Origin of the sequence: Chlorobaculum thiosulfatiphilum (assembly GCF_006265165.1) — a bacterium.
Taxonomy (GTDB): Bacteria; Bacteroidota; Chlorobiia; order Chlorobiales; family Chlorobiaceae; genus Chlorobaculum; species Chlorobaculum thiosulfatiphilum.
The window spans coordinates 1-22404 of the sequence record NZ_VDCH01000034.1 but is presented as its reverse complement, the minus strand read 5'-3'; the positions used below and the strand labels follow the sequence as shown (position 1 = coordinate 22404).

22 protein-coding genes and 2 tRNA genes are annotated in these 22404 nt (G+C 57.8%); 17 read left to right on the top strand and 7 right to left on the bottom strand.

The window, feature by feature from the left end:
- Nucleotides 1-177: 177 nt before the first annotated feature.
- From FGF66_RS11420 to FGF66_RS11385, 8 genes are all read left to right on the top strand, one after another.
- Entirely contained in the window at nt 178-822 is a 645-nt protein-coding gene (locus tag FGF66_RS11420; protein ID WP_139457762.1) for a DedA family protein, read from the top strand.
- Between the two features lie 70 nt (nt 823-892).
- Nucleotides 893-966 (top strand) — tRNA-Pro (locus FGF66_RS11415).
- 63 nt (nt 967-1029) lie between these two features.
- On the top strand, nt 1030-1506 hold the full coding sequence (locus tag FGF66_RS11410; protein ID WP_139457761.1) for a GyrI-like domain-containing protein: 477 nt from the start codon (nt 1030-1032) through the stop codon (nt 1504-1506).
- A 73-nt stretch (nt 1507-1579) separates the two neighbouring features.
- Nucleotides 1580-3058, top strand: coding sequence for a phytoene desaturase family protein (locus FGF66_RS11405; RefSeq protein WP_139457760.1), 1479 nt, complete (start codon nt 1580-1582; stop codon nt 3056-3058).
- 180 nt (nt 3059-3238) lie between these two features.
- Complete coding sequence (locus FGF66_RS11400; protein WP_139457759.1) at nt 3239-4489, top strand: putative DNA modification/repair radical SAM protein; 1251 nt, start codon at nt 3239-3241, stop codon at nt 4487-4489.
- Between the two features lie 66 nt (nt 4490-4555).
- Nucleotides 4556-5293 (top strand): TIGR03915 family putative DNA repair protein, encoded by a 738-nt coding sequence (locus tag FGF66_RS11395; protein WP_139457758.1) that lies wholly within the window; start codon nt 4556-4558, stop codon nt 5291-5293.
- Between the two features lie 90 nt (nt 5294-5383).
- On the top strand, nt 5384-6448 hold the full coding sequence (locus FGF66_RS11390) for an AAA family ATPase (RefSeq protein ID WP_139457765.1): 1065 nt from the start codon (nt 5384-5386) through the stop codon (nt 6446-6448).
- Entirely contained in the window at nt 6432-6941 is a 510-nt protein-coding gene (locus tag FGF66_RS11385; RefSeq protein ID WP_246046679.1) for a cysteine--tRNA ligase, read from the top strand. Before FGF66_RS11390 ends, FGF66_RS11385 begins: the two co-directional genes overlap by 17 nt.
- Before the next feature lie 54 nt (nt 6942-6995).
- Here the strand turns inward: FGF66_RS11385 and FGF66_RS11380 are convergent, their stop codons facing one another.
- Nucleotides 6996-7817, bottom strand: coding sequence for an ABC transporter permease (locus tag FGF66_RS11380; protein WP_139457757.1), 822 nt, complete (start codon nt 7815-7817; stop codon nt 6996-6998).
- Nucleotides 7777-8577, bottom strand: coding sequence for an ATP-binding cassette domain-containing protein (locus tag FGF66_RS11375; RefSeq protein ID WP_139457756.1), 801 nt, complete (start codon nt 8575-8577; stop codon nt 7777-7779). The genes FGF66_RS11380 and FGF66_RS11375 overlap by 41 nt, the downstream gene beginning before the upstream one ends.
- A gap of 154 nt (nt 8578-8731) precedes the next feature.
- Here FGF66_RS11375 and glpK point away from each other — a divergent pair, with 154 nt between their 5' ends.
- The gene (glpK, locus tag FGF66_RS11370; protein ID WP_139457755.1) at nt 8732-10183 is read left to right on the top strand and encodes a glycerol kinase GlpK; all 1452 of its coding nucleotides are present in this window, start codon (nt 8732-8734) and stop codon (nt 10181-10183) included.
- Between the two features lie 19 nt (nt 10184-10202).
- Nucleotides 10203-10415 carry a cysteine-rich CWC family protein gene (locus FGF66_RS11365; RefSeq protein ID WP_139457754.1) on the top strand — a complete coding sequence of 71 codons (213 nt, stop codon included), beginning with the start codon at nt 10203-10205 and terminating at the stop codon, nt 10413-10415.
- A gap of 49 nt (nt 10416-10464) precedes the next feature.
- On the opposite strand, the gene FGF66_RS11360 is transcribed toward FGF66_RS11365, so the two are convergent.
- The gene (locus tag FGF66_RS11360) at nt 10465-11295 is read right to left on the bottom strand and encodes an MBL fold metallo-hydrolase (protein WP_139457753.1); all 831 of its coding nucleotides are present in this window, start codon (nt 11293-11295) and stop codon (nt 10465-10467) included.
- A gap of 180 nt (nt 11296-11475) precedes the next feature.
- On the opposite strand from FGF66_RS11360, the gene FGF66_RS11355 reads away from it, so the two are divergent.
- Together FGF66_RS11355 and FGF66_RS11350 are read left to right on the top strand one after the other, a co-directional pair.
- Complete coding sequence (locus tag FGF66_RS11355) at nt 11476-11790, top strand: c-type cytochrome (protein WP_139457752.1); 315 nt, start codon at nt 11476-11478, stop codon at nt 11788-11790.
- Nucleotides 11791-11816: 26 nt separating this feature from the next.
- Entirely contained in the window at nt 11817-12653 is an 837-nt protein-coding gene (locus tag FGF66_RS11350) for an SDR family oxidoreductase (protein ID WP_170181354.1), read from the top strand.
- Nucleotides 12654-12743: 90 nt separating this feature from the next.
- Here the strand turns inward: FGF66_RS11350 and FGF66_RS11345 are convergent, their stop codons facing one another.
- The gene (locus tag FGF66_RS11345; protein WP_139457751.1) at nt 12744-13214 is read right to left on the bottom strand and encodes a hypothetical protein; all 471 of its coding nucleotides are present in this window, start codon (nt 13212-13214) and stop codon (nt 12744-12746) included.
- Between the two features lie 193 nt (nt 13215-13407).
- On the opposite strand from FGF66_RS11345, the gene FGF66_RS11340 reads away from it, so the two are divergent.
- Entirely contained in the window at nt 13408-15960 is a 2553-nt protein-coding gene (locus FGF66_RS11340; RefSeq protein WP_139457750.1) for an ATP-dependent Clp protease ATP-binding subunit, read from the top strand.
- Between the two features lie 503 nt (nt 15961-16463).
- Here the strand turns inward: FGF66_RS11340 and FGF66_RS11335 are convergent.
- Nucleotides 16464-17840, bottom strand: coding sequence for a TrpB-like pyridoxal phosphate-dependent enzyme (locus FGF66_RS11335; RefSeq protein WP_139457749.1), 1377 nt, complete (start codon nt 17838-17840; stop codon nt 16464-16466).
- Between the two features lie 244 nt (nt 17841-18084).
- Here FGF66_RS11335 and FGF66_RS11330 point away from each other — a divergent pair, with 244 nt between their 5' ends.
- From FGF66_RS11330 to FGF66_RS11320, 3 genes are read left to right on the top strand one after another with little or no spacing between them, the layout of a single operon-like run.
- The gene (locus FGF66_RS11330) at nt 18085-18339 is read left to right on the top strand and encodes a DUF2442 domain-containing protein (protein ID WP_139457748.1); all 255 of its coding nucleotides are present in this window, start codon (nt 18085-18087) and stop codon (nt 18337-18339) included.
- 34 nt (nt 18340-18373) lie between these two features.
- Nucleotides 18374-18817 carry a hypothetical protein gene (locus FGF66_RS11325; protein ID WP_139457747.1) on the top strand — a complete coding sequence of 148 codons (444 nt, stop codon included), beginning with the start codon at nt 18374-18376 and terminating at the stop codon, nt 18815-18817.
- Nucleotides 18818-18863: 46 nt separating this feature from the next.
- Complete coding sequence (locus tag FGF66_RS11320) at nt 18864-19751, top strand: hypothetical protein (RefSeq protein WP_139457746.1); 888 nt, start codon at nt 18864-18866, stop codon at nt 19749-19751.
- 97 nt (nt 19752-19848) lie between these two features.
- Here the strand turns inward: FGF66_RS11320 and FGF66_RS11315 are convergent.
- Nucleotides 19849-19937 (bottom strand) — tRNA-Leu (locus FGF66_RS11315).
- 227 nt (nt 19938-20164) lie between these two features.
- Nucleotides 20165-21235 carry a thiamine-phosphate kinase gene (gene thiL / locus FGF66_RS11310; protein WP_139457745.1) on the bottom strand — a complete coding sequence of 357 codons (1071 nt, stop codon included), beginning with the start codon at nt 21233-21235 and terminating at the stop codon, nt 20165-20167.
- Nucleotides 21236-21313: 78 nt separating this feature from the next.
- On the opposite strand from thiL, the gene ftsY reads away from it, so the two are divergent.
- Complete coding sequence (ftsY, locus tag FGF66_RS11305) at nt 21314-22279, top strand: signal recognition particle-docking protein FtsY (RefSeq protein ID WP_139457744.1); 966 nt, start codon at nt 21314-21316, stop codon at nt 22277-22279.
- Nucleotides 22280-22404: the final 125 nt, after the last annotated feature.

Below are 22404 nucleotides of genomic sequence, written 5' to 3'. Positions count from 1 at the left end.
CAAGATATGGATATTTCAGTTAAATCGATAGATTTCAATACCTTATGTCAGTACTGACTTTTTAGAGATGCCCTTATTTTATACCAGTATATTCAAGTTTGCAGACCGGATTCGTCAAACAGGCGAATCCTTTTGTAAGGCCTTTATTCAAAAATACTTACCATAGGTTTTAATCTTATGGAGCTTATCACTGCACTTGCCGATTTCATTCTGCACATTGACGGGCACCTTCAGCTTCTCGCTTCGGAGTACGGCTTGTGGCTTTACGGGATTCTTTTTCTGATCGTGTTCTGCGAGACGGGCCTGGTCGTTTTCCCGCTTTTGCCGGGCGACTCGCTGCTCTTCGCCGCCGGATCGCTCGCCGCGATTCCGATGTCGCAGCTCGACCCGCACTGGCTGTTCGCCATCTTCACCAGCGCGGCTCTTTTGGGCGATACGGTCAACTACTGGATCGGGAGAAGCCTCGGGCCGAAAGTGTTTCATTTCGAGAAGTCCGCTTTTTTCAATCCGGAGCATCTGCAAAAGACGCATGGCTTTTTCGAGAAATATGGCGGCAAGACCATCATCATCGCCCGTTTCATTCCGATTGTCCGCACCTTCACGCCCTTTGTGGCAGGCATCGGAGCCTTGCCCTATCCGAAATTCATCCTTTTCAGTATCGCGGGAGCACTGCTCTGGGTCGGGGTGTTCAGCTATGGTGGTTACTTTTTCGGACAGTTGCCGGTGATCAAGAGCAACCTGAAGCTGATGATTGTGGGCATTATCGTGGTGTCGTTGCTGATTCCGGCCATCGAGTTCCTGAAACATCGCCTGCGCCGCTGAACATTGCGGCAGGCGGATGAAAAAAATATTATGGTAATTGGCCGAATCTTCTTATAATCCACTCCTTCATCGGCGTATAGCGCAGCTTGGTAGCGCACTACCTTGGGGTGGTAGGGGTCGTGGGTTCAAATCCCGCTACGCCGACAAGTTTTTCCCTCCTTCAGTATCCGGAAGAGTTCCTTTCTCAACAAAAACCGGAAAACATCTATGGACTTTGAATGTGAGTTCGTGTGCGAGCTGAAAGAGCTTGCACCGACGCCAGCTCTTCTGATTCGCGCGAGCACCACCATGAGCGAACTCGGCGCGCTGTTCGAGACTGGCTACCATGAGATTCTGCAAGAACTTGCGAGTCAGGGTAAATCGCCGACGGGGCCGCCCTTCGCGCATTATTTCGGCATGAGCGCCGGGACGTTCGAGGTCGAATTCGGCTTTCCCGTCGAGAACGGCGTCGAGGGCAAAGGTCGCGTCGTCAGTGGCTCGACCCCCGAGGGCAAAGCCGCGAGCAGCCTCTACATCGGCCCGTACGGCGAAATCGAAGCGGTTTACGACGCGCTCATGAAATGGGTTGACGATAACGATCTCGTCCTCAGCGGCGAGGCGTACGAAATCTACCTCGACAATCCCGCCGAAACGCCGCCTGACCAGCTCAGGACGCGGGTCTATCTGATGCTGCACGAAGGCTGACGGGAATTGTCTTTCCGTTGCGGCGATTGTTATCAAGATCAAGAGAGTCTTGCTAACAATCGCCGTTTGCCTCATGGAACTTCGCGACTTGCACTGCATTGTTATTGGAGCCGGAATCGGCGGACTTGCTGCCGGAGCGTTGCTTGCCCGCCGGGGTGTGCAGGTCGTGGTGCTCGAAGCGCAGCACTATCCCGGCGGCTGCGCGGCCACGTTCCCGTTCGGCGGCTATAGCTTCGACGCGGGCGCGACGGTTGGTTGCGGCTTTCACTCCGGCGGGCCGCTCGACAAGCTTGGCCGCGAACTCGGCATCGACTGGCCGGTTCGCTCCGAGGCGCTTGCCTGGCAGTACCGCCACCGCGATCTTCGCCTCGATCTTTCATCTTCCCGCGAGAACATCATCGCCCGATTTCCCCGCTCGAAAGCTTTTTGGAACGAGCAGGCCCGCCTCGCCCGTACGCTCTGGCGTTTGTCCGCCGATGGCCTGCCGTGGCCCGTGTCCGGCGGTCGCGACCTTTTCAGCATCGCCGGCAAGACGCTCGTATCGTTGCCGGATTCCCTCCGTATCCTGCCGTTCGCGCGACAAACCGCCTGGGAGTGGCTGCGTCGGCATGAGCTTCACGGTGATCCCGACTTCGTGCGTTTCATCGACGCGCAGCTCCTGATTTCCGTTCAGACCACCTCGCGCCACGCCAACGCGCTCAATGCGGCCATCGCGCTCGACCTGCCGGTGGCGGGAACGTGGCGCGTCGAGGGCGGCATCGGCGCGGTGGCACGGCTGTTGGCGGACTCCATCGAACGCGATGGTGGCGCGGTGCTCTATGGCAAGAAGGTGACGCGGCTCGACAGCATCAACCGCGAGGCGCTTGGCGTCGAAACCGCCGATGGCGACGCGCTCGCTGCCGATGCGATCATCGCCAACCTCACACCCGACTCCTTCGATCTTCTTGACGATTTCCATCCGGCGGGCGAGCCGGAAGCGCTGATCAGCTCCGGCTGGAGCGCCTTCATGCTCTATCTCGGCGTCGATGCGTCGCTCTTCGAGTACGCTGGAGTCGATCATTTGCAAATCGTCGCGCCAACGGGGGAACTCGGGGAGTGCCGGAGCCTCTTCATCTCGGCCTCTCCGGCCAGCGACGCATCGCGAGCGCCCGAAGGTCAACGCGCCGTCACCATCTCCACGCATACCCGCCCGGAGCGCTGGTTCGAGGCGCGGCGGCAGGGGCGCGAAGCCTACGAAGCGCTGAAGCGGGAGTACACCGACCGGGCGCTGGCGTTGCTGCGCGAGCAGCTTCCGGAGATCGACGGCGCGATCCGCCAGGTGACTTCCGCCACGCCGTGCTCCTGGGAGAGGTGGACGGGGCGTCGCCACGGGCTGGTCGGCGGCTACCCGCAGACCTCGCTTTTCAGCGTTCGTGGGCCAGAGACGAAGTACAAGAATCTGTTCCTCGCGGGCGACTCCGTTTTCCCCGGCCAGTCGCTGCCGGGAGTCGTCACCGGCGCTCGCCGGACGGTCGAGCTGCTGTCGCAGCGGGCGGCGAAGCTGCGGTGGTGAGGCTACATTCTGGGCAACCGCAAGGGATTGCCCCTACCTCAAATCGGCCGGTTTTGTAGGGACAGGCCTCGCGCCTGCCCGGATTCCGGGCAAGCACTGAATTTTGTACAAACCGACGAATCAGGGCAACCGCGAGGGATTGCCCCTACAATTTTTCGCATCTCCGTGTATATTCCTGCTATGGAGCTACAGGAAAAAATCACGATTCTGTCGGGGGCGGCTCGGTACGACGCTTCGTGCGCGTCGAGCGGCAGCAATCGCGAGGGGTCGGCGGGCGGCACCGGCAACACCTCGCAGGGGGGCATCTGCCACTCGTGGGCGGATGACGGGCGCTGCATCTCGCTCCTGAAAATCCTGCTCTCCAACGACTGCCGCTACGATTGCGCCTACTGCGTCAACCGCTCCTCGAGCCCCGTGCCGCGTGCTTCTTTCACGGCGCGGGAGGTGGTCGATCTGACGATGGAGTTCTACCGGCGCAACTACATCGAGGGGCTGTTCCTCAGCTCGGCGGTCAACGTGAGTCCCGACCACACGATGGAGGCTATGGTGCGCGTCGCGGAAATTCTGCGCAACGAGGAGCGTTTCGGCGGGTACATCCATCTGAAAATCATCCCCGGCAGTAGCCCGGAGCTGGTGCGCCGCGCCGGGCTTGCCGCCGACCGGATCAGCGTCAACATCGAGCTGCCATCCAGCGAGTCGCTGCAACGACTCGCGCCGCAGAAGAAGAAAGAGGCGATTCTCGCGCCGATGAAGCTGATCGGCGCGGAAGCTGGCGCGAGCCTCGTCGAGCGGCGCAAGAGCCGCAAAGCGCCGCGCTTCGCCCCCGCCGGGCAGAGCACGCAGATGATTATCGGCGCGAGTCCCGAAACCGACCTGCAAATTCTCCGCCTCTCGCAAGGGCTGTACAGCCGGATGAACCTCAAGCGCGTCTATTACTCGGCCTTCGTGCCGGTCAACAGCGACAACCGCCTGCCGGTGCTCTCGGCGCCGCCGCTCCTGCGCGAGCATCGCCTCTACCAGGCTGACTGGCTGTTGCGCTTCTACGGTTTTTCCGCCGAGGAGATTCTCTCGGACGACGCGCCAAACCTCGACGAGTCGTTCGATCCCAAGACCGCCTGGGCGCTGCGCCATCCGGAATTTTTCCCGGTCGAAGTCAACCGCGCCAGCTACGCCACGCTGCTGCGCGTACCGGGCATCGGCGTCACCTCGGCCCGGCGCATCATCGCCGCCCGCCGCTTCGCGCCCGTCACGCCGGAGGGGATGAAAAAGATCGGCGTGGTGATGAAGCGGGCGAAATATTTCATCACCTGTTCGGGCCGTCCGTTCGAGCGAGTTGACCACCAACCCGCCCGCCTCCGCCAGAGGCTCTTGCTTGGCGACGGCAGCGAAGCGAAGCTGCCGAGGCAGCTCGTATTGCCGGGGATGGGGTGAAGGGTGGACGGCGTGGACAAGAGAGGACGAGAGAGATTTCCGCAAACACCTAACCGGGGCGCGAACATGAACCAATACCTCTACGACGGCACGCCTGAGGGGCTGGTTTCGGCTATCGCCTCGATTCTCGACTCAGGTGAAAATCCCGAAGAGGCGCACCTCGCCGTCCGGCAGGATATGCTGTTCGAGGAGGGGCTGTTTCTGCGCACCGACTCCGCCTTTGCCGAAGCGCTCTTCGAGCGGCTCCGCCAGCGTGCGCCCGACGCCGTGCAGACGCTCTGGTACTTCATGATGGCCGAAGCCGACGGGCTGGAGACGAGCCTCCTGCGCTACATCGCCCTCGCTTTCGAGCATGGCGACCGGGTCAACGGCTACCTGACGCACACAAGCGTCAAGGCGATCGTCGGCACGGCTCGCAAGGCTGGGCGCGAACTGCATCGCATGAAGGGATTGATGCGCTTCGAGCAGCTTCGCGACGGCGCCTGGCTGGCGCGGATGGAGCCGGACTGCAACGTCATGCACCCCCTCGCCCGACACTTCAGCCGCCGCCTCCGCGCGCAGGAGTGGTTCATTTTCGATGCCCGCCGCCGCAGCGCCGCTCACTGGGACGGCCACGATCTCAGCTTCGGTACCCTCGAACAGTTCAGCCGCCCGGAACTCTCCCTGGAGGAGCGAGCCGTGCAGCAGCTCTGGCAAACCTTCTTCAAAACCATCGCCATCCCCGAACGCAAAAACCCTCGCCTCCAGCAATCCAACATGCCCGCCAAGTACTGGAAATATCTGACCGAAAAACAGGGGGAGTGAGGTGGGGCGGAAGTGTCTGGGTTGTTGGGGCGTTCACTATCAAGTATATTGGCATTAGCAATTTTTCTAATGAACCGCGAAATAACCACAGTGATAAAACAGGCAACAATCAGGAATCTTACCGTATTTGCAGAGGCTGAACTTGAATTTTGCAATAACCTTAATGTGATTATCGGTGAGAACGGCACAGGTAAAACTCATCTGCTTAAAATGCTCTACTCGGTTTTAGCTGTGAGTTTTGATGCCAAGAAAAAGTCCCATTCACCGCTTCCTACAAAGTCGATGTATCAGCTCCAGCTTGCCGAAAAGCTGGTGAATGTATTCAAATCTGAATCTCTTGGAAGAGTCGTCAGGAGAAAGCAGGGGCGTGAACGGTGTGATATACAGCTTGATTTTCTGAATTCAGCTTTCGATATAGCATTCGATTTTGCTACTCAAAGCAAATCAGAGGTGAATATTGAGAAGATGCCAGAACAGTGGTCCGATATAGCTCCAGCTTATTTACCTACAAGAGAGCTTTTGACGATTTATCCTAATTTCGTTGCTGTTTATGAAGGACACTATCTTGAATTTGAAGAAACCTGGCGAGATACCTGTTTGCTGCTTGGCGGATTATTGCAAAAAGGTCCGAAAGAAAAGAAGATTCGCACATTGCTTGCACCTCTTGAAGAGGCGATGAATGGTCAGATCGAGCTGGATAAAAATGGCCGGTTTTATCTGAAAAACAGCAGTGGCAGAATAGAGATGCCTTTGGTTGCTGAAGGGTACAGGAAGCTTGGTATGCTTGCCAGATTGATAGCGACTGGAGCGCTTCTTGAAAAAGGGTATCTGTTCTGGGATGAACCGGAAGCGAATCTCAACCCTCGAATCATCAAAGCTGTTGCCAAAAGCATTATTGATTTGAGTGTTTCAGGTATTCAGGTCTTTATCGCAACTCACAGTTTGTTTCTTCTTCGTGAGTTGGATATCCTGTTGTCAGACACAGGGTATGGGAATATCGATGTTCGGTTTTTCGGTCTGCATGACTCTTCTGAGGGTGTGAAGGTTTTGCAGGGATCTTCTGTGGACGAGATTGGTGACATAGCTTCGCTTGATGAATCATTGGCTCAGTCTGAAAGATTTCTTGAGCTTGGAGGTGATGATGATTCAATGTGAAGTCGATGGTCTACAATTTGAATTTCCTGAGCATTGGAGCTTTTCAAAATATGATGATTGGGCATTTTACCATAACCAGTTCAGGAAAATGTGGAAAGGGATCAAGGCAGTTGATATTATTGCTCTTGATCCGTCATTAACCTTCTGGCTTATCGAAGCCAAGGATTTTCGAAGACATAGAAGAACGAAGCCAACGAGCTTGCCGGATGAAGTTGCCAGAAAAGTTTATGATACTCTTGCTGCAATTCTTCCAGCAAAGGTCAATGCCTCTAAGTCAGAAGAAGCGGAAATGGCAGCAAAAGTTGCCCGTGCTCAAAGGATACGAGTTGTTTTTCACATGGAACAGCCGCTTAAGCCGTCGAAGCTTTTCCCGCGTGCAATCGATCCGGCAGATGTTCAGCAAAAAATACGACAGCTCCTTCATCCTATAGATCCTCATCCTGTAGTTGTCGAGACAGGTGATATGAGGAATTTGGCGTGGAGTGTCAAATGATCCGATAACGTTATATAGTCAACGAATTACTGCTGAGTCCGAATCATAATCCTCCTATCTCACAATCGACGGATACAATTTCGAGGTGACGAGCACCAGCGCGGTGAGCACTCCTGTCAGCACAGCGAGGTCGGTTCCGATGCCGAAGGTGGTCATGCCGCCGGTTACCATCAGGGCGCGGAGGATGTCTACGAGGTAAGAGAGCGGGTTGAGGTGCGCGACTATTTTGAGCCAGGGGGGCATGATCGAGATGGGGTAGATGGCGTTGCTGGCGAAGAAGAGCGGCATGGTCATGACCTGGCCGATGCCCATGAAGCGTTCGCGCGATTTGACGAGGCAGGCGATCATCAGCGAGAAGGTCGAGAAGATCGCCGCGCCGAGCATCACGGCGAGCACCACTCCGGCGATGGCCGCGAGAGACCAGTTGAGCTGGATGCCCATCGCGAGCGCCATCAGGTAGATGATCGCCCCCTGCGCCAGCGCCCGCATTCCAGCCGAAACCGCCTTGCCGAGCACGAGCGCGCCGCGTGGCGCGGGGCTGGCGAGCAGCTTTTGCAGGATGCCGAGGTCGCGCTCCCAGATCACGCTGATGCCGAAAAAGATCGCGATGAAGAGCACACTTTGCGCCAGAATGCCCGGCGCGAGGAAGCTGAAGTAGTCAAGCTTGCCGGTCGGAATGGCATGCAGCTTGCCGAATACCTGGCCGAAAACCAGCAGCCAGAGCGCAGGCTGGATCGAGCGGGTCACGATTTCCGACGGGTCGCGGCGCAGCTTGACCAGCTCCGTCGAGACGATGGCCGCCGTGTCGCGCAGGAACACGACTGGGTTGAGCCTCTCAGCCCAGTCGCCGTGCGGTTTTCCGGGCGCGGGCGACATCCTTGAAGTTGGCTGTGTCACTGAACTCTCCTGCAAAGTGAATGAATACCTCGTCCATCGAGCTGGTTCCGGCCTGCCGCTTCAGCTCCTCCGGCGATCCCTCGGCGGCGATGAGGCCCGATTTCATGATGGCGATGCGGTCGCACAGATCCTCGGCCTCATCCATGTCGTGCGTGGTGACGAGGATGGTGGCGCCGAAGGAGCGGCGCAGCTCCTTGAGCCGGTCGCGCACCTGGTGGCGGGCGGCGGGGTCGAGGCCGATGGTCGGCTCGTCGAGAAAGAGCACCTCTGGCCGGTGCAGCATCGACTGGGCGATTTCGAGCCGCCGGATCATGCCGCCGGAGTAGGTGCGCACCAGCTTGCTGCCAGCGTCGGTCAACCCCATGAAGCCGAGGGCGTCGTCGATGCGCTTCCGGCGCTCGGCTTTCGGTACGCCGTAGATGCGGGCGAAGAGCAGCAGATTCTCGAAGCCGGTCAGCGCCCCGTCCGCCGAGATCATCTGCGACACGTAGCCCATGCTGCTTCTGACGCCGACTGGGTCGCCGAGAATGCTGTGCCCGGCCACCGTCGCCGCGCCGCTCGATGGCGGCAGCATGGTGGTGAGCATCTTGATCGTGGTGGTCTTGCCCGCACCGTTTGGCCCGAGCAGGCCGAAGATTTCGCCCGACGGTATGACAAGGTTCAACTCCCTGACCGCCACGAGCGAGCCGAACGAGCGGGTGAGCTGGCTGGTCTGGATGGCGATCGTCGATTTCGGCATTGTCGAGGTTTGTCGGAGTGTGGTTTGGACGTGCCTTGAAAGTAAGCTTCAACAATGCTTTCCGCAACTGCCGAAGCCTCCGGCGGATCGAAATTTATCGGTGATTGGGTATCTTGCAGTAGAACATCGAATTAACTCCATCGATCCTTCACGCATGGCCATTTTATCCATCGATCAGGGCACGACCGGCACCACCTGCATGATCTACGACCGGACGGGCGCGGTGCTCGCTCGCGCGTATCGAGAGCTGACGCAGCACTATCCGCAGGCGGGGTGGGTGGAGCACGATCCGGAGGAGATTTGGAGGACGGTCGTCGAGTGCGTCACCGAGGCGCGGCGAGCGTACGCCGGGCCGGTCGAGGCGGTCGGCATCACCAACCAGCGCGAGACTACCGTGGTGTGGGATCGCCGCAGCGGCCAGCCGGTGCACCGCGCCATTGTGTGGCAGTGTCGCCGGACGGCGGAGCTTTGTAACCGCTACCGCGCCGATGAGGAGGCGATCCGTGCGAAGACCGGCTTGCCGCTCGATGCCTACTTCAGCGCCACCAAGATTCGCTGGATTCTCGACGTGCATCCGGAGGCCGATCCGTCAAATCTTCTTTTCGGCACCATCGACACCTGGCTCGTCTGGAAGCTGACCGGAGGCAGGGTTCACGCGACAGACCTCACCAACGCTTCGCGAACGCTGCTCTTCGACATCCACGAGCGGCGCTGGTCATCCGATCTTTGCGAGCTGTTCGGTGTGCCGGAGTCGATGCTGCCCCAGGCGCGACCGTCGATGGGCGGCTTCGGCGCGGTGTGTGCGATTCCGGCGCTCGATGGCGTACCGGTGGCGGCGGTGGCGGGCGACCAGCAGGCGGCGCTTTTCGGGCAGTGCTGCTTTGCGCCGGGGTCGGTCAAGAACACCTACGGCACCGGCTGCTTCATGATGATGAACACCGGCGCGGAGTGCGTCCGTTCGGCCCACGGCCTGCTCACGACCCTCGCGCTCGACGGAGCTGGCCGGGCCTGCTACGCGGTCGAGGGTTCCGTGTTTATCGGCGGCGCAGTAATGCAGTGGCTGCGCGATGGCTTGCAGCTCATCCGAAGCGCCGCCGAGTCCGAAGCGATAGCCCGCTCGGTGGAGTCCAACGGCGGCGTCTGGCTCGTGCCCGCCTTCGTCGGCCTCGGCGCGCCGCACTGGAACATGGAGACACGGGGTACGATCACCGGGCTGACGCGAGGCTCGTCGCGGGCGCACATTGTCCGTGCGGCGCTCGAATCGATCGCGTACCAGTCGCACGACGTGTTCCGGGCGATGGTGGCCGACACCGGCTTCACGCCGCAGTCGCTCACGGTCGATGGCGGAGCGGTGAGCAACGCTTTTCTCATGCAGTTCCAGGCCGACCTGCTTGGCGTACCGGTGCACAGGCCGCGCAACATCGAATCGACCTCGCTCGGCGCGGCCTGCCTGGCGGGCCTCGAAGCCGGAGTGTGGCGCTCCGCCGACGAGCTGCGAACGCTCAACGAGGTGGAGCGGGTCTTCACCCCCGCGATGCCGGAGGCCGAACGAGCGGCGCTGCTGGCGGGCTGGCAGAAAGCGCTGCGCCAGACGCTGGCATCGTAAACCATTCAATCCAGAGAAGATGACACACAACGATCATCCCCGCGAGGGCGCGCCGAAAACCGTCGTTTGCCCGATCTGCGGCGAGCCGTTCACCTGCGGCATGTCCACCTCCTGCTGGTGCGCCACGCGGGTGGTGCCCGATTCGGTGCGGCAATACCTCGCCGAACGCTACGAAACCTGCGTGTGCAGCGCCTGCCTCGACCGGCTCATCGAAGAGGCGAAAGGGGAGTGAGGCGGCGGTGGATGAAGTGGACTTTGTGGACAAGAAAACTTAGCCAGCCTCACGCTTTTCCCGTTTCCACCACCATGCCGGCGTAACCCGCTTCCACCGGGCAGCGCAGTTCGCGGCGGAACAGCTCCGTGGCTGGCTGGCCGGTGCAGTGGCAGGGGATGAGCCGTTGGATGTCGCGCTTTTCGAGCGCTTCGACGGTGCGTTCGAGGCGCTCCGGGCTTGTCGCCGCGAGGTGCAGGCCGCCGATGAGCCGCGCGATCCGCTTCGGGCCGGTCTGGGCTTCGATGTGGTCGAGCGTGTTGACGATGCCGGAGTGGCAGCATCCGGCGAGCACGGTCAGGCCTTCCGGTTCCTCGATCCAGAGCGACAGGTCGTCTTCGATGGGGTCGGGTCGCTGCCCTTCCGGGTCGAAAAAGAAGGGGCCGCCGGTGTCCTCGAATGCGGTGTTTCGGGGAATCGGGCCAGTCAAAAAGACGCCGTCGGTCAGTTGGAGCGGTTCGGTCACCCAGCGTATTCGTCCGGCTGGAAGTTGGTCAATCGCCCGTTTCGCGGATTCGGGCATGTCGATCGGTTTGGGCTTGCCGTTGCGGATGCTGTAGCGTTCGACGAGCGCCGACGGGTGGAGGTAAAGCGTTGCCCGGTCTGCGATCCGGAGCACGTCGGCGAGGTTGCCCGTGTGGTCGTAGTGGCCGTGGCTGAGCACGATCATGTCGATGCCCGCCAGGTCGATGCCGAGCGAGCGGCAGTTGGCGTCGAGCGCCGTGAGCTGGCCGGTGTCGAAGAGAATCCGCTTGCCGCCGGTGTCGATCAGCACCGCGAAGCCGTGTTCGCAGGCAAGGCCCGGCGCGGCGTGGTTGTCGGTCAGAATGGTGAGTTTCATGGTTCAGGTGTCGATGCAATGTTTTGCGGCGTTCAGCCGTTCAGTGACAAGGTAACGTTCTTTTCGGAGAACAATTCTGAGGGCGAGCCGCCTCTTTCTTCCCTATATTTCGAGAGTTGTCTTGCCGTTCTGAAAAGAGCCGTTTTTCCCGGAAACGATAATCGACAAGGAGGATTCGATATGATGAAGTCAGCGAAAGCGGCGATGCTGGCCGCAGCGATGATCGCGATGGGCGCGAGCGCTCACGCGGCGCAAACTCCATCCGTGGCGCTTGGCGAGAAGCTGTTCAACGATCCGAAGCTCGGCGGCGCTACCGGAACCAAAACCTGCGCGAGCTGCCACCCCGACGGCGCGGGGGTCGAGTTTTCTTACAAGAAGCCCAATCTTCCGCAGATCATCAATATGTGCATCGCTCGCGGGTTGAACGGGACTCCTTTGCCGCTGGACTCGGTCGAGATGAAGTCACTGATTCTTTACCATCAGTCGCTCAAATAAGCGGCTGATTTGACCAATTTTAACGCATGAGTGTGAAAAAAATATCGATTCTCGGTTGCGGGTGGCTCGGATTGCCGCTTGCGCGTTTTCTTGCTGGCGAGGGTTTTGCCGTCAAAGGCTCCACGACGAGCGAGGCGAAGTTCGCGAGTCTGAAAGCGGCGGGCGTCGAGCCGTTCCGCATCGTCGTCGGCGAAACGCTCGAAGGCGACATCGCCTCCTTCCTCGACAGCGACATTCTCGTGGTGAACATTCCGCCGGAACGCCGCGCGGATGTGGTCGAATATCATGTCGGCCAGATTTCGTTGCTCATCGACGCCCTCGCCGACTCGCCAGTCAGGTATGTGCTTTTCGTCAGCTCGACCTCGGTCTATCCCGCGCTTGGCGGCGAGGTGGTCGAAGCGGACGCCGACGATCCGGATGCGGCGGACTCTCCCGCCGGGCGGGCGCTGATGTACGTCGAGGAGATGCTGCGCTCGGAGGCCGCCTTCAGCACCACGGTGGTGCGGTTCGGCGGGCTGATCGGCCCAGGCCGCACTCCGGCGGAGTTCATGCAGCGCATGACGGAGATCACCAGTCCCGCCCATCCGGTGAACTTCATCCACCTGGACGATTGCATCGGCATCATTTCATCGATTATCCGGCAGGGTGAATGGGGCGAAATCTTCAACGCCTGCGCGCCGCTCCATCCGGCGCGGGGTGAGATTTACGCCGCCGCCGCCGAAAGCCACGGCCTCGCCGCGTTGCCGGAAGAGCCGTCGAGCGACAAGCACTTCAAAATCGTCAACAGCGACAAGCTTGTCCAGAAGCTCGGATACAGCTTCCTGCACCCCGACCCGCTCGCGATGGCAAGGGGAGGGAGTTGAGAATTATGAATTATGAATTGGGGATTGCAATCGTAGGGGCAGCCCTTGCGGCTGCCCTGTAGCGGCTCGATCGTTGCCGGAGTGCCGGGGCTACAGGATGAATTCGAGGTCGTAGCTTTTTGCGGTGGCTTTGGCGGCGAAATCGCGGAGGTTGCGGAGGAGGTCGAGTGTGCTTGCCGGGTCGATTTCGCGCCAGTAAGCGACGGGTTCCGGGTCGTCCTGCCAGCCGAGCATGATGCGTTCGGGGCTTTTTCCGGCGATGTTCTCGATGCTTTTGTCGAGAATTCCGGTCATCGCTTCTATGTTGGCTGATGCAAGAAACGCTTCGTCCCAGCTATCCAGTCCGTTCTTCGATTCCGAGATGAATGGCAAGGCGTTGAGGAGTTCGATGACGCCGTAGTGGAACAGGGCGGCATAATCGCGCGCATTGATTTCCAGCGAGTCGTAAACTTTATATTCGCCGTCCGAAAGCCTGACGGCGCCGACCTGCCCGGTGCGGTAGATCGGCAGTTCGCGGTGCAGGGAGTTCTGGTCGTCGATGAGGATGTGTCGAACGGTCATGGGCCAGTGCTTGCTGAAACGTTTAATTTATCGATACTGTTTTTTCTGAACGAATTGATTTGAAAAGTCGTCTGACTTATAATAATTATTTTGCAGGTTGTAGTGAAGTTGTTGCCGGAAAAGGCGACAGTCAGTGATAGATATGTAAAGCATCTCAAGGAGCTTTCCGTCAATTTTACCGATACAGAATATAATGGAAGGAAATTTCTCGAATAGAGTTCAGGACGTGATCAGGCTTAGCCGCGAAGAGGCGCTTCGCTTGGGTCACGACTATATCGGCACGGAGCATCTCCTGCTCGGTCTGATCCGGGAAGGTGAGGGCATCGGCGCCAGGATTCTCAAAAACCTCAAGGTCGATCTGTTCCGGCTGAAGCAGAAGATCGAGGAGAATACCCATCCCAAGGTTCCGGCCACGCAGATGGGCAACGTGCCGCTCACCAAGCAGGCCGAGAAGGTGCTCAAGATCACCTATCTCGAAGCCAAAATCTGCAAGTCAACCATCATCGGCACGGAGCATCTGCTCTTGTCGATCCTGAAGGGTGATGACAACATCGCCTCCCAGATTCTCGAACAGTTCGGCGTCACCTACGATCAGGTGCGCGAGGAGCTGATCACCATCACGACGGGCCGGAGCGAGGCGGACGAGCCACCGCTGGAGGGTTCCTACTCCTCCGGAAGCGCCGAGCGTCCGTCCAAAAAGTCTGACCCCAAGCGCGGCGAGCGTACCAAGACGCCGGTGCTCGACAACTTCGGGCGCGACATCACCCGCCTGGCCGTGGAGGACAAGCTCGACCCGATCATCGGGCGCGAAAAGGAGATCGAGCGCGTGGCGCAGGTGCTCAGCCGCCGCAAGAAGAACAACCCGGTGCTGATCGGCGAACCGGGCGTCGGCAAGACGGCCATCGCCGAAGGGCTGGCGCTCAAGATCGTGCAGCGCAAGGTCTCGCGTGTGCTCTACGACAAGCGCGTCGTGGCGCTCGACCTCGCGGCGCTCGTGGCGGGCACGAAGTACCGCGGTCAGTTCGAGGAGCGCATGAAGGCGCTGATGAACGAGCTGGAGCGTTCGCGCGACGTGATTCTGTTCATCGACGAGCTGCACACCATCATCGGCGCGGGCGGCGCGTCGGGTTCGCTCGACGCGAGCAATATCTTCAAGCCCGCCTTGGCGCGTGGCGAGTTGCAGTGCATCGGCGCGACCACGCTCGACGAGTATCGCCAGTACATCGAGAAGGATGGCGCGCTCGACCGCCGCTTCCAGAAGATTATGGTCGAGCCGACCTCGGTCGAGGAGACCATCCTGATTCTGAACAACATCAAGAACAAGTACGAAGCGCACCACCACGTGCAATATTCGGAGGACGCCATCGAGAAGGCCGTCAAGCTCTCGGAGCGCTACATCACCGACCGCTTCCTGCCCGACAAGGCTATCGACGTCATGGACGAGGCTGGCGCGAGGGTGCACCTGAGCAACATCCACGTGCCGCAGGAGATTCTCGAACTCGAGAAATCCATCGAGGAGATCAAGAGCGAGAAGAACAAGGTGGTCAAGATGCAGAACTTCGAGGAGGCCGCCCGCCTGCGCGACAGGGAGAAGAACATGCTCGAAGCGCTCGACCACGCCAAGCAGGAGTGGGAGGAGCAGTCGATGGAGAGCGTCTATGACGTGACCGAAAACGACATCACCTCGGTGATCGCCATGATGACCGGCATTCCGGTCGCCAGGGTGGCGCAGTCCGAGTCCAGGAAGCTGCTCACCATGGAGGCGGAGCTGAAGAAAGAGGTGATCGGCCAGGACGAGGCGATCAAGAAGATCACCAAGGCGATCCAGCGCACCCGCGCGGGGCTGAAAGATCCGATGCGCCCGATCGGCTCGTTCATCTTTCTCGGCCCGACCGGCGTCGGCAAGACCGAGCTGGCCAAGGCGCTGACCCGCTATCTGTTCGACAGCGAGGATGCGCTCATCCGCGCCGACATGAGCGAGTACATGGAGAAGTTCTCGGTGAGCCGCCTGGTTGGCGCGCCTCCCGGATACGTCGGCTACGAAGAGGGCGGCCAGCTCACCGAAAAGGTGCGCCGCAAACCCTACTCGGTGGTGCTGATCGACGAGATCGAAAAAGCGCATCCCGACGTGTTCAACATCCTGCTCCAGGTGCTCGACGAGGGAATCCTGACCGACGGGCTTGGCCGGAAGGTCGATTTCCGCAACACGATCATCATCATGACCTCCAACATCGGCGCCAAGGAGATCAAGAGCTTCAGCTCCGGTGGCGGCATGGGCTTCGCGGCTCCCACGGACGCGACGGGCGACTACAAGGCGATGAAATCGACTATCGAGGATGCCCTGAAGCGCGTGTTCAATCCGGAGTTCCTGAACCGCATCGACGACACGATCGTGTTCCACCAGCTCGAAAAGTCGGACATCTTCAGGATTATCGACATCACGGCTGGCAAGCTCTTCAAGCGCCTGAAGGAGATGGGTATCGAGGTGCAGATTGACGAGAAGGCCAAGGAGTTCCTCGTCGAGAAGGGCTACGACCAGAAGTACGGCGCACGCCCGCTCAAGCGAGCCTTGCAGAAGTTTGTCGAGGATCCCCTCGCCGAGGAGATGCTCAAGGGCAGCTTTATCGAAGGCAGCGTGATTCACATCACCTTCGACGAAGAGGAAAAGGAGCTGCGCTTCCAGGACGGCGCTTCCACCGAGCCGCCGAAAAAGAGCAAGAAAGGGGAGAAGCTCGACAACGAGTGACGCTCACTCTCAACCTTTTGAACTCCCTCGAAGCCCCGCTGAAATCAACGTTTCAGCGGGGCTTTTTTTGTTGACGTTCAATAGTCGGGGTCGGCATCGATTGTCCTTGGGAGCGCCGAGCGCCTGCTCGGCACACGGAGCCGAAAGGCTCCGAAAACAGGCTTGGGCATGGCGCTGTTTTCACCATTGTCTATGGTTTTCTATGGATGTTTATCCTGACGCAATGACTTTTCCCCGCAGACGAATCACATCGAGACGGAAGCCTTTGTCGAGCGGGATGGGGTAGCTTCTCGTCATCGTCATTTCCACATCAGGCATCGCTTTTCCAACACGGTATCGACTCCAGATTTCGTAAGGGCGGGCATAAAACCCGCCCCTACACGGAACCTGTTTTGCGATCCCGGCTCACCCCGGCTTGAAAGCCGGGGCAACATGAATGTAAGAGGTTGGAATGTCCGGAGGGTTAAAACCCTCCTGAATGGATGATCGATTTCTGCGCCCGATCAGCAGCCAGGAACCGGCGGATGGCCAGCGAGCGAGGCGGCCAGCGAGCGTTGCAGCATCTCCTCCGGCAGCGCGTAGTCGCTGATCTTGCCCGACATGTAGGCATCGTAGCCCTGCAAGTCCATCAAACCGTGGCCCGACCAGTTCATCAGAATCACCTTCTCCTTGCCCTCTTCTTTGGCCTGCTTCGCCTCGCGGATAGTCTGCGCGATGGCGTGCGAGGTCTCCGGCGCGGGGATGAACCCTTCGGTGTGGGCGAAGAGCAACGCCGCTTCGTAGCACTCGGTCTGCGGCAGCGCGGTGGCCTCGATCAGCCCGATGCGCTTGACGTGGCTCACCAGCGGAGCCATGCCGTGGTAGCGCAGGCCGCCCGCGTGGATGGCCGGGGGAATGAAGGTGTGCCCGAGGCTGTGCATTGGCAAGAGCGGCGTCATCATGGCTACGTCGCCCGAATCGTAGGCGTAGGGCGCGCGGGTCAGCGTTGGGCATGCCTCCGGCTCCGTGGCGATCACCCGCACATCCTTGCCGTGAATCTTGTCGCAGAGGAACGGGAAGCTGATGCCCGCGAAATTCGAACCGCCGCCCGCGCAACCGATGACGATATCCGGGTAGCGCCCGATCTTGTCGAACTGCTTTTTGGCTTCGAGGCCGATGATGGTCTGGTGCAGCATCACGTGGTTCAGTACGCTGCCGAGGGCGTAGCGGGTGTCGTCGCGCTCGACCGCCTGCTCGATCGCCTCGCTGATGGCGATGGCGAGGCTGCCGGGCGTGTCGGGATCCTCTTCGAGAATTTTGCGCCCGATGGCCGTCAGCGGACTCGGGCTGGGAATGCACTCCGCGCCCCACGTTTTCATCATGATCTTGCGGAACGGTTTCTGGTCGAAGCTGATGCGCACCATGAACACCTTGCACTCGATGCCGATCAGCTTGCAGCTCATGGCCAGCGCGCTGCCCCACTGCCCCGCGCCGGTTTCGGTGGTGAGGTACTTGATGCCGAACTCCCGGTTGTACCACGCCTGCGCGACCGCCGTGTTGGGTTTGTGGCTTCCTGCGGGCGAGACCCCTTCGTTTTTGTAGTAGATTTTGGCCGGGGTGCCGAGCGCCGCTTCGAGCCGCCGGGCGCGGTAGAGCGGCGATGGCCGCCAGAGCTTGAGGATGCCGAGCACCTCGTCGGGAATGTCGATCCAGCGTTCGGTGCTCATCTCCTGCTCGATCAGGTTCATCGGAAAGACCTGCGCCAGCGCGTCCGGCCCGATGGGATTGCCATCCAGCCCCACCGGCGGCGGCAGCGGCGTGGGCAGGTCTGCCTGGATGTTGTACCATTGACGAGGCATTTCATCCTCGCTGAGGAGGATTTTGGTAGGCTCTGTACTCATGCGTGTTGTGCTTTGAAGTAAGAGAAAAAGCTGCCGTTACCGGTGCTCATGGCCGGGATGTCTGGAGGCCATCGGTAAAAATAGAGAGACGGCAGGCGGATTGCAAAGGTTGGGGGTGGGGAATCGGGGGATGGGAGAAAAATGGTGGGGGCGGTGAATGCTTGTTGGACTGGTATTTTTGACGAACTGCGAATGTTGTTTAGATTTCACGGTGACGCGGTTTTCCAATCAAAGGGCTTGATCAATGAGAATTGCAGAAGTTCATCCACAACCGGATTGGGTGTTGTCGATTGTTGCGGACGATGGCCGTGTTGGTCGATTTGATCTTTCGCCTTATCTTGAATACGAAGCGTTTGATGAGCTTCGAGATCATGACGAGTTTATGAAGGTAAGTAACGGCGGATACTTCATCGAATGGGAGTGCGGCGCTGATCTGTCAGCGGACACCATTGAGGCGCGATGGCGGGTTGACGGGGAAAATGGAAGTCTTGTTCTGTAACAAGAAAATTAATATAAAATATTTTTTTTATAAGATGACAGGGATTGAATGCGTGTCCGTTATTAAAGATATAGTTATTGTGGCTGTGGCAATCTATACGTCTTGGTGGGCGAGAAAGACCTTCGCATATAAGGACAAGGTTTCTGAACTCAAAGAGTTGCTGGTTGCTTTGGAGGCCATTAAGCTTGAAGCGTTTATTTATTTGCAATTGACTCCTATTAATGGTGATAAAAAAAACGACTTAGGCGATCTTTTTAAGATGATGTTCGATTTTCAGAAAAAAATTAACTCTGCTCTTCATATTGATGATGACACCAGAAACAAAGCTTCTGATATGTCTGTATTTCTGAAAGAAAAACTTTTTTTCAATATTTCAACTAAGGATAAAAAGACAATCGATGCAATGCGAAGTGATTTTGATAAGCTGCATAGTCGTCTTGGAACAGCAATAAGAAAGCAGCTTAAGCGTTATAGATAAATTACTTGTTATGGTTGAGTTCAGCATTGTTAGCCATTAAAAAACATTGGAGGAAGAATTGCTATATTATTTTGATGAAACAGGTGATAAAGGTTTTGTGGAAAAATCGTTTTCGATATCTGATTATGGAATCGTTGCTGGTATTTTAATTCCTGAGTGTGCTAAAGAATTGTTGGAAAAGACGATAGGTGATGCTTTAGTTCAAAACAATATAGGCGTTCCATATAAAAAGCTTCATTGCTCAGAAGTTTTTAAAAATGATGATAATCCGAATTTGAGGAAGGATATTTATTCTATTCTCTCTGAGTTTCGAGATTATCAGATTGTATATGAAGGGCAGTATTCGGTTGGGGTAAAAAAATTCGATGAATCAATGGTTAAGAATATGGGGCATTATAAGAAAAGTGTGCCAGACAATATCAGAATAAACGTCCCAAAGGAAAAGACGCGACTTTACATATCATTGTTGAGAGGGATTATTTTTATGTTAGAGGAAAGTGTGAACGCTATTGGCGAAGAAGAAGTGTATATGATTTCTGATCGAATAGATCAAGGAGTAGCAGAAGAAGCATGTGAACTATTGGATAAACTTCGATCAGATACGGAAGAAATTGTTTCTAGTTCATTTGATATTCAAACAAGGACAAAGACTGAGCGCACATTTAAAATCATATCAAAAGGTGACCTGTTTGTTGTTCGTAAAGTTAAAAGTATTGAATATTCTCAAGAAGTTACGCCAATATTGTTTGCTGCTGATTTTATCTGCTTTGAGTTATTGAGGCACTTTAGGAAAAAAATGAAAAAAATACAGAAACCAATTAAATTCCATTCGGCACAGTTTTTGGAGGGTTTTGAATTAAAAGATAAGGTTGCTTTTCTTGGAGATAATTTTTTTTCGGATATGGTTTTTGATCCAACTTTTCAGGATTTATAAGAGTAAATCAAATATCTATATGTGAAATTCTAAAAAAAACTGCTTGGGATGCCGACTGAAAAAGACAAGACAGGAAAAAAACGCTAAAAGAGAGATTTGGTGCCGAAGGCGGGAATCGAACCCGCACGTCCATTGCTGAACACGGGATTTTAAGTCCCGGGCGTCTACCAGTTCCGCCACTTCGGCATCCGTTCCGGTTGGAACTCGTTTAATGTAGCATCTTTACGAGGAATCCCCAAACCGGTCAGGTGATTCGTTGAAATCGGGATCGGCATTGGTTTCGTGTAATCGGCAGGGACAGCGAGGAAGACGGTGGGTGAGACAGTATCGTGATATTTATGCATGACGAGGGGAGGGCAGACACGCAGGTCTGCCCCTACGGGAAGCGTATGATTTGCGTTTTTTTTATCGCCTCACCCCGCAAAGTGGTCGAAGCCTCGCTTCATTTCGGCCAAGTCGATGGTCATGCCGAAGATGTCGGTCAATAGCATCCCCTCTTCCTTCTCGGTGATCTCGCCGATGACCGTGATGTCGCGGTGGGCGGCGATGAGGTCGTACTGCGACTTCGGCAGCGTGAAGAGGAGTTGGTAATCCTCGCCGCCCGAGAGCGCCCAGTCGAAGACGTCCTGCTGGAACTCTTCGGCGACGGTTCGCGCTTCGGGCATTACGGGCAGCTTGCTTTCGTCGATGTGCGCCCCGACGCCGGAGCGGCGGCCGAGGTGGCCGAGGTCGGCGACCAGGCCGTCCGAAATGTCGATCATGGCGGTCGGTACGATGTTCTCCTCGCTGAAAAAGTCGATGATGTCGATGCGCGCTTCGGGCAACAGGTGGCAGCGGATCGCTTCGGCGTACTCCTGCAACTCGGCCATCACCTCCTTGTTGTACGGCTCGTTGTTGCGCATCTGCTCGATCATCGTGGCCCTTTCGCGTTGCAGGAGGTGCAGCCCGGCGCACGATCCGCCGAGGGTGCCGGTGACGCAGATGAGGTCGCCCGGCGACGCGCCCTTGCGCAGCGCGAGCTGTTCGGGAGTTGTCCGCCCGGTCATCGAAACCGAGATGAAGAGGCCCGACGGCGATGACGAGGTGTCGCCGCCCGCGATGGCGAGGCCGTACACCGAAGCGGCGTGTTCGATGCCGCGGTACAGCTCCTCGACCATTTCGACCGGCATCTTGGGCGGAATGGCTATCGAGATCACCGCGTAGTCCGGCAGGGCGTTCATGGCGCAGATGTCCGAGACGTTGACGCTGATCGCCTTGCTACCCAGGTGGCGCATGGGCGTCGTCAGCAAATCGAAGTGCACGTGCTCGGTCAACAGGTCGGTCGTGACCACCTGCACCTCCGACTCGCCGAGCTGCCAGACCGCGCAGTCGTCGCCGATTCCTTCGAGCAGCTCCGGGCGCTGCCGGGCGGATGGCGCGGTAATCCTGGAAAGTCGCTCGATGAGGCCGAATTCGCCTATCTCGGAAATAGGTTTGAATGACATATATTTGCGTACATTGAGTTTTAGCCGGAATCAGTTCCGGTCCCTTCGTCCGTAAACATAGCCAATTTCTCATTTTCCATGGGCTTTTTTGACAAGTTAGGGCTGTCGCGCCTCAAGGAGGGACTCTCCAAAACCCGCGACACGCTCAAGGAGAAACTCGCTTTTGTCTCCAAAGGCAAGACCGAGGTGGACGACGAGTTCCTCGAAGAGCTGGAGAACATCCTTGTCGCCGCCGACGTTGGCGTCGAGACCACGCTCGACATCGTCGATGCAATCACGGAGCGCTCGAAGGGTAAGACCTACCGTTCGGAGGAGGAGCTGAACGAGATGGTGATGGAGGAGATTCGCAAGCTGCTGGTCGAATCGAGCCACGACCATCCGGTCGATTTCGACGCGCCTCTCTCGGCCAAGCCCTACGTCATCATGATCGTTGGCGTGAACGGCGCGGGCAAGACCACCAGCGTGGCCAAGCTCGCCCACAACTACGACAAGGCGGGCAAAAAGGTGGTGATCGCCGCCGCCGACACCTTCCGCGCCGCCGCCTACGAGCAGCTCAAAATCTGGGCCGACCGCGCCGGAGTGCCGATCATCGGCCAGGGGCAGGGCGCCGACCCGGCCTCGGTGGTGTTCGATTCGGTCAGCTCGGCGGTCTCGAAAGGCACCGACGTGGTGCTGGTCGATACGGCGGGGCGGCTGCACAACAAGAGCCACCTGATGGAGGAGCTGGCCAAGATCATGCGCGTCGCAAAGAAGAAGATTCCCGAAGCGCCGCACGAGGTGCTGCTCGTGCTCGACGGCACCACCGGCCAGAACGCCGTGCAGCAGGCCCGCGAGTTCACGAAGTTCGTCAACGTCACCGGCCTGGTCGTCACCAAGCTCGACGGCACCTCCAAAGGCGGCATCGTGCTCTCGATCTCCCGCGAGCTGAACCTGCCGGTCAAGTACATCGGCGTTGGCGAAAAGATCGACGACCTCCAGCTCTTCGACCGCAGCAGCTTCGTCGAAGCCCTGCTTGAGAAGGAGAATGGTAAAGCGGAGGAGTAGGGGCTTTATCACTATAGGACTTATACGACCTATAAGTCCTATTCTTTACTAGTGTCACGTCACTACTATATTGACGGATAAAGATGTTTGAGTTTGATTCGTGAATCAGCCGTGGTGAATTGCCA